At 63.6% G+C, this 6,660-nt stretch carries 5 protein-coding genes and 1 tRNA gene; 2 read left to right on the top strand and 4 right to left on the bottom strand.

Annotated elements, in window-relative coordinates:
• From VKP01_RS12245 to VKP01_RS12235, 3 genes are all read right to left on the bottom strand, one after another.
• Positions 1 to 215: ATP-binding cassette domain-containing protein (locus VKP01_RS12245; protein WP_324412680.1), on the bottom strand; the 215-nt coding region annotated here is incomplete at its 3' end.
• 60 nt (positions 216 to 275) lie between these two features.
• Positions 276 to 1,118: an outer membrane lipoprotein carrier protein LolA gene (locus tag VKP01_RS12240; RefSeq protein ID WP_324412678.1), complete on the bottom strand. Its 843-nt coding sequence runs from the start codon at positions 1,116 to 1,118 to the stop codon at positions 276 to 278.
• Between the two features lie 136 nt (positions 1,119 to 1,254).
• Entirely contained in the window at positions 1,255 to 4,032 is a 2,778-nt protein-coding gene (locus VKP01_RS12235; protein ID WP_324412676.1) for a DNA translocase FtsK, read from the bottom strand.
• Between the two features lie 225 nt (positions 4,033 to 4,257).
• Between VKP01_RS12235 and VKP01_RS12230 the strand changes: the two genes are divergently transcribed.
• Positions 4,258 to 4,334: transfer RNA gene (locus VKP01_RS12230), tRNA-Arg, on the top strand.
• Between the two features lie 368 nt (positions 4,335 to 4,702).
• Here VKP01_RS12230 and VKP01_RS12225 read toward each other — a convergent pair.
• Positions 4,703 to 6,229 (bottom strand): sensor histidine kinase, encoded by a 1,527-nt coding sequence (locus VKP01_RS12225; protein ID WP_324412674.1) that lies wholly within the window; start codon positions 6,227 to 6,229, stop codon positions 4,703 to 4,705.
• Positions 6,230 to 6,256: 27 nt separating this feature from the next.
• Here VKP01_RS12225 and VKP01_RS12220 point away from each other — a divergent pair.
• A partial coding sequence (locus VKP01_RS12220; protein WP_324412672.1) for a hypothetical protein occupies positions 6,257 to 6,660 on the top strand: 404 nt, incomplete at its 3' end.

Genomic DNA, 6,660 nt, shown 5'->3' with positions numbered 1-6,660 from the left:
TAACGCAAGGTCGCGCCGGGCTGGACGAAGCGCTTGCCCGCATCCGGCTCGACAAGCCCCGCCGCCATTTTCAAGAGCGTCGACTTGCCCGAGCCGTTTCGTCCCACAAGGCAGATGCGCTCCTGGGGTGCGACGGAGAGTTCGGCATTTTCGATCAAGGGCGTGCCGCCGAAAGTCAGCGCCACCCCCTGCAGATGAAGAAGCGGAGGAGCCATGAGCGTCGTTTACGCCTTTTCGCGCGCCGGGTTAAGAGGCGTTTGCCGCAAACCGCATCATCAGCGCCTGCGCACGATCACGAACAGACCCGGATCCATGCGCGAGACAAAATCCACCTCGTCGAGCGCCACCGTGGTGGTGAAACCCTGCGGATCGCGGATGCGCCAGCGTTTCAATTCTGAAAGGCGATCATCGAATGTAAGTGTCACCCGCGAGGTTCCGCCCAGAGTCGAGCGATCCTCGAGCTGGATGTCGACCTCGTCGTCGAAGCGCTCGACATCGAGCACGCTGACGTCGCGCCCGAGATTGACGCGCGAGCCGAGCAGGAATTTCAGCGGCGTCTGCGAGATCGGATACAGATCCTGTGTGTTCAGCCGGCCGTCCTGGATCGCGACCTGCCGCCCGTCCGCGATGACCTGAAGCGTCGCCGGCTCATCATAATCAAAACGCAGCCTTCCGGGGCGATGGACATAGAGCTCGCCAGTCAGCCGGTCGCCATTGGCGTTCATCTGCGTGAAGCTGGCATACATGGTGGTTATGCCGTTGAAGAAGTCATTGGCACGCGCCACGATCTGCTCGGCGCTCAGATTCTCGACCGTGCTACCCGCTGCTGACCGCTCGGGCACCTGCCCGGGGGCTACGCCGCGCACGCCAACCGGCGGCTCGGGAAGCTGCGCCTGGCTGACATGCAGGCGCTCGGGCCGTGGCGGAGGCAACGTATCGATCTGCCAGAAGGCGCGCTGAACGCTTTCGGCAGCAACCGGACCCATGCCGTTCCCGGGCACCGGCACCAGAACGGCACCGGCCAGGAAGGCGAAAGCCAGCCCGCGCAGACGCGCCGCATGACGCGGATCCTGCGCCTTGCCCGTACCAATCCTGTGCTTCACCATACCCTCAACCATGCATCGTCATCCCGTATCCGGTGCAGGCGCGAACCATCACACCACGCTGATATTCTTGCGCGTGCGTAACATCCGGCTGTGGCAGAACCGCGACTCCTTCCGGGCATGCGCGCGGCATGTCCGGCTCCGAACAGCCTCAATCATCGCCGTTTCCATAGCGATCCTCCGGCGATTCCATCAGGATCTCGCGCTTTCCGGCATTGTTGGGCGCGCCGACGATCCCCTCATTCTCCATCCGCTCCATCAGCGAGGCGGCCCGGTTGTAGCCGATCTGCAGACGGCGCTGGATGTATGAGGTGGAGGCCTTCTTGTCGCGCAGGACCACGGCAACGGCCTGATCGTACAGATCGGCGCCCGGATCGCCGAACGAGCCCTTGTCGAACACGGCACCACCGTCATCGCCTCCGGAGCCGCCCTCATCCTCCTCTGACGTGACCGCGTCGAGATAGGCCGGGCGCCCCTGCGTCTTGAGATGGGCCACGACATGCTCGACCTCGTCATCCGAGACGAAGGGCCCGTGCACGCGGGTGATACGTCCGCCACCCGCCATATAGAGCATGTCTCCCTGTCCGAGCAGCTGTTCGGCACCCATCTCACCCAGAATGGTGCGCGAATCGATCTTCGAGGTAACCTGGAAGGAGATGCGCGTGGGAAAATTCGCCTTGATCGTACCGGTGATGACATCGACCGAGGGGCGCTGGGTCGCCATGATCAGGTGGATACCCGCTGCACGCGCCATCTGGGCGAGGCGCTGGATGGCGCCCTCGATCTCCTTGCCGGCGACCATCATCAGATCGGCCATCTCGTCGACGATGACGACAATATAGGGCAACTGATCGAGGCTCATCTCCTCCTCTTCGAAGATCGCTTCCCCGGTCTCGCGGTCAAATCCCGTCTGGACGGAGCGCGTGATCACCTCGCCGCGCGCGGTCGCTTCGGCCACACGGGCATTGAAGCCGTCAATGTTGCGCACGCCCATCTTCGACATCTTGCGATAGCGGTCCTCCATCTCGCGCACCGCCCATTTCAGCGCGACAACGGCTTTCTTGGGATCGGTCACGACCGGCGAGAGCAGATGCGGAATGCCGTCATAGACCGACAGTTCCAGCATCTTGGGATCGACCATGATCATCCGGCACTGCTCGGGCGACATCCGGTAGAGGATCGACAGGATCATGGTGTTGATCGCCACCGACTTGCCCGAGCCGGTCGTGCCTGCCACCAGCAGATGCGGCATCTTGGCCAGATCCGCTATCACGGGCTCGCCGCCGATGGTCTTGCCGAGGCACAGGGCGAGTTTCTGCTTGGAGGATTCGAAATCGCGGCTGGCCAGCAATTCGCGCAGGAAGACGGTGTCACGCTTGACATTGGGGAGTTCGATGCCGATCGCATTGCGCCCCTGGACAACCGCGACACGGGCCGAGACCGCGCTCATCGAACGGGCGATGTCGTCGGCAAGCCCGATCACACGGCTCGACTTGGTCCCCGGGGCCGGCTCCAGCTCGTAGAGCGTGACCACGGGCCCGGGGCGCACATTGATGATCTCGCCCCGCACGCCGAAATCCTCCAGCGTCGATTCGAGCATCGCGGCGTTCTGCTCCAGGGCTTCGCGCGAGACCTCGGCCAGATGAGAGGCGGTGGGCTCCGACAGGAGTTGCAGGGCGGGCAGCTGGTAATCATCCTGCGGGTCGAGGAAGGAGGGCTGCGCCTCGCGCTTGATGCGTTTGCCGGGTTTCGTCGTTGCGACGGGCATGGTGACACGGCTGGAGGCGGAACCGGCGCCCTCCTCGCCCTGTTGCGTGCGTGCCGCCTCGCCGTCCTGATCCACGGGGAGATCGACATCCTCGTCCCACGCATCCCATCCGCCGCCATCCTGATTCCAGGGTGCCTCGTACCGCACCGGGCGCGCTTCAGATTCCGCAGGATACACGCGGGCTGTCTGGTCATGCGACGCGTCCTGTGGCGTGCGCCCTGCCTGCGCCGGCGCGCCGGGTATGTCGAGTACCGGCTCGCGCCGGGTCCCGGGGGACACTGGCCGCACGAAATCGGATAAACCATCATCAAGATCGGCCTCGCGGCGCATCGGCCCCGAAGCATAGGCGAAATCATGTTCGGACTCACGCCGCAGCCGCCGCGCCATAGCATCGCGCATCAGTTGTGCGAAGCGCCGCAGATGTACCCGCAGACTGAGCACCGCATGGGCTGCCGCACCGAGCCAGACGATCGCCTGACCGGGCTCGTCATCGCGCGGCGTTTCGTCGAAATCGTCGAGATCGACGGGGCGGCCACGCGGCGCCGGCGCAGGCGCCGCAATCTCGTCCTCCTCCGCATTCTCGTCCTCATCAGCGAAGCCGAAGCCGGAGGCGGCGGTGATGGCGAGGATGGCGATTCCGGCGAAGACGAAACCGAGCAGCGTCGCGGTCGGGCCTTCGGTGATCCCGGTCAGCGCCCGCGCAGCAGCGAGAACCGCATCGCCGGCAACACCGCCGAGCCCCGTCGGCAGGGGCCAGCGTGTGGTGGCCGGCAAGCTGCTCGCCATCGCCGTTGCGGCAACGACGCCGAGGACGAACAGGACAAGCCGCAGCTGCACCCGCGCGAGCCGCCCCTCCCGCAGCAACCGCCATCCCCAGGCGGCGAGCGGCAGCAGCGCCGCGAGCGCGGCCAGGCCGAAGAGCTGCATGGCGAGATCGGATGCCACCGCGCCGGGATAACCGAGCCAGTTGCGCACCGGCCCATCGACGGCATGGTTGAGGCTTGGATCTTCCACCGACCAGGTCGCGAGCGCCAGCGTCATCGCAACCGCGAAGACGAGCATGACCAGCCCCGATATCTCCACGAGACGGCGTATGACGAAGGCGCGCAGCGCGTCCGTCAGTTCATCGGCAGGCGAGGCATGGCGACGTGTTTTCGGCATGATCCGGCGAATCTTTTTTCAGACCCGGCGAGCCTAGCCGGGATGCGGTTAAGAGACGCTTAACCAAGACCACCTCATTGCGAACCGGGACCCGCCGCATGGCGAACAAGAACCCGCCGCATGCTGATCCGGCGCCGGGAGCGCGGCGACACCTTCGGCGCAACACACCGCTTGCCCCGCCCCGCCCGATCCGCTATGCAGGTTTCGCGCGGCTTACGCCGCCCCGCGCCCGTAGCTCAGCTGGATAGAGTGTTGGATTCCGATTCCAAAGGTCGCAGGTTCGAATCCTGCCGGGCGCGCCAGTTTTTCGATTTTCTCGGAAACTTCTGGATCTCAAGAGGATAAGCGGCATCGTTTCGGCGCATTGAAATCCGGATGAGCCCACGGTCCATCCCGGCCGTCTGGCAGCAGGGCCCTCTTCGTTCAGCGCAATCTCAACCCGACCGGCGCGCGCTGCCAACTCGGCGCTCGGTTGCGAGTACGCTGCTCATGTTATCGGGTCTCTTCAAGCCGCGCCTTGCGGGTCTCCCGGTCCGGCAAGGAACAAGGATGCCGAGTGTACAGCGTATTCAAGGCTGCAATAACCCCGACCTTACTGTGGCTCAATCCGGGCATGACGTCATCAGCCGCCGCTATCCCTCATTACCGAAAGACGCCCTTGGGCGCGGCCTCAAGGCTGATCAGACCCGGAAGCGGGAGCCACCAGTGGAAACGCCAGATTGATGGACTTGCCTTGTGCAGCGGGCCTGATCTCCATATCTCCACCGAGATGCGCCGCCATGCTGCGCATGATCCGCAAGCCCATCGATTCCTCCTCCTGGCCCGGCGTCCATTCATCGGGAACCGGGGCCCCGTCATCGGCGACGGAGAGATGGACCGTGTCACCGTCGCGGCGCAGATTGACCCGGATCTCGCCCCGCCCGTCGGAATAGGCGTGCTTGCAGGCGTTGGTAATCAGCTCGTTCATGATCAGCGCGAGCGGAACCGCCGACGGGCGTGGGATCGGAATCGGGTCGGCCTCGACGCGTACCGTGAGTATGTCTGAAGAATAAAAATCCGCCAGCAGGCGACCCAGACGCACCGTGTATTCCGGGTCTTCGTCAAAGCCGTCCTCGCGCCTATAGAGCAGGCGCTGGATTTCGGAAAGCGCGCGCAGGCGTTGTTCCAGATCGTCGATGACGAGCCGGGCCTGCGGATCGGTCACGCCCTTAGCCTTCATCCGGATCAGGCTGGCGATCATCTGCATGTTGTTGTTGACGCGATGATTGAGCTCATGCAGCAGATCCCTGTATTGCGCCGCCTTTGCATGGATTTGCGCCTGTTTATCCTGGATCGACGCCGCCATGCTGTCGAACGCCGCAGCAAGCCGCCCGAGTTCGTAGCGCGCATGTGGCACATTGGAACGGGCATCAAGATCGCCGCCAGACATCCTGATCGCAGCCCCGGTGAGCAACCGCACCCACCGCACGACCAGCGACTCGCTGGCATAGGCGGCCGCGATCAGCGCAAGGACGAGTATGGCCATGGGTGCAGCCAGCGTGTCGCGCAATGCCGCTCCATAACGCTCGAATTCCATGTATTGCGGCGTGCCCACGGCGATCGTGAGATCACCCGTATCGGTGCGCTGGAAACCGAAGACCCGGTCGGAGCCGTTTTCCGTCGTGCCGCGTATCGCACCGCTACCAATCGTCGCCATCTCAAGCCGGATATCTTCGACCGGCACAGTCGCGCGCGGCGCCTCCAGATTGTCCCCGGCTTCACCCTCAGCGCGATGATGGGTGAGGACCTTGCCATCGCTGCCGATCGCGGTGACCGTGCTTCCTGATGGCAGGTCGAGGCGGCGCGTCAGAAACTCCATCCAGCGCAGATCGATACCGACGGCGATGGCGCCCTCGAAGCGCCCGCCATCATCGCGGATCGGGAGCGCAGCGACAATCAGCGGCATACCTGATTGCCCCACAGTATAATCGCTCACGATCATGCTTTCTGCATCGCTCATCTCCTCCAGAAACGCTTCGTTTTTAAAACGGCTCGGGAGTTCGTTATCGTCTGGAGCACAAAGCGCATCGCCCCGACGGCTGATCAGGGTTAGCGAGGTAAAGGAGGCGTAGCGATCTGCCCAATCGCTGAGAAATTGCCTACATCCGGTACGGTCGAAGGGCCGGGTGTCGATCAGCGCGACGACCGTTTCCATCATGATTCCGGCATTTTCGATGACGTTGGTATGTTGCGCAGCCTGAATAGCCGCAAGACGTTCAGCATTCTCCCCAATGCGCGCGCGCTGGTTGTCGAGGGCGTTGACGGCAAGGAAAATCGCGACGGCCATGCCGGGAAGCGTGGCAATGAGCAGGATCCAGATCAGGCGGCTTCTGAGCGAAAAACCGCCTATGAAATCGCGAAACCAATCGCTCAATCCAACCTTTTGACCAGACGCGCCAATGCTCACGCCACCGCTCCACCCGATAAAACATGCCCGCAACTGCACTCTGCGCCGGCGCTTATTGGCAACGCGAAGCGGGGTAAGGAGTTCCCGGGGTGGTCACATGCGCAGGTTATATCACCTGCGCATGTGCTGTTGCGGCTGAACCTCTGCGTCTGTACTCGGCCTTGCTCGCGCGATCAGCTCGC

Origin of the sequence: Saliniramus sp., from assembly GCF_035311605.1 — a bacterium.
In the GTDB taxonomy this organism is placed as follows: Bacteria; Pseudomonadota; Alphaproteobacteria; order Rhizobiales; family Beijerinckiaceae; genus Saliniramus.
The sequence above is the reverse complement of the archived record's forward strand: the minus strand, read 5'-3'. Positions and strand labels throughout refer to the sequence as shown.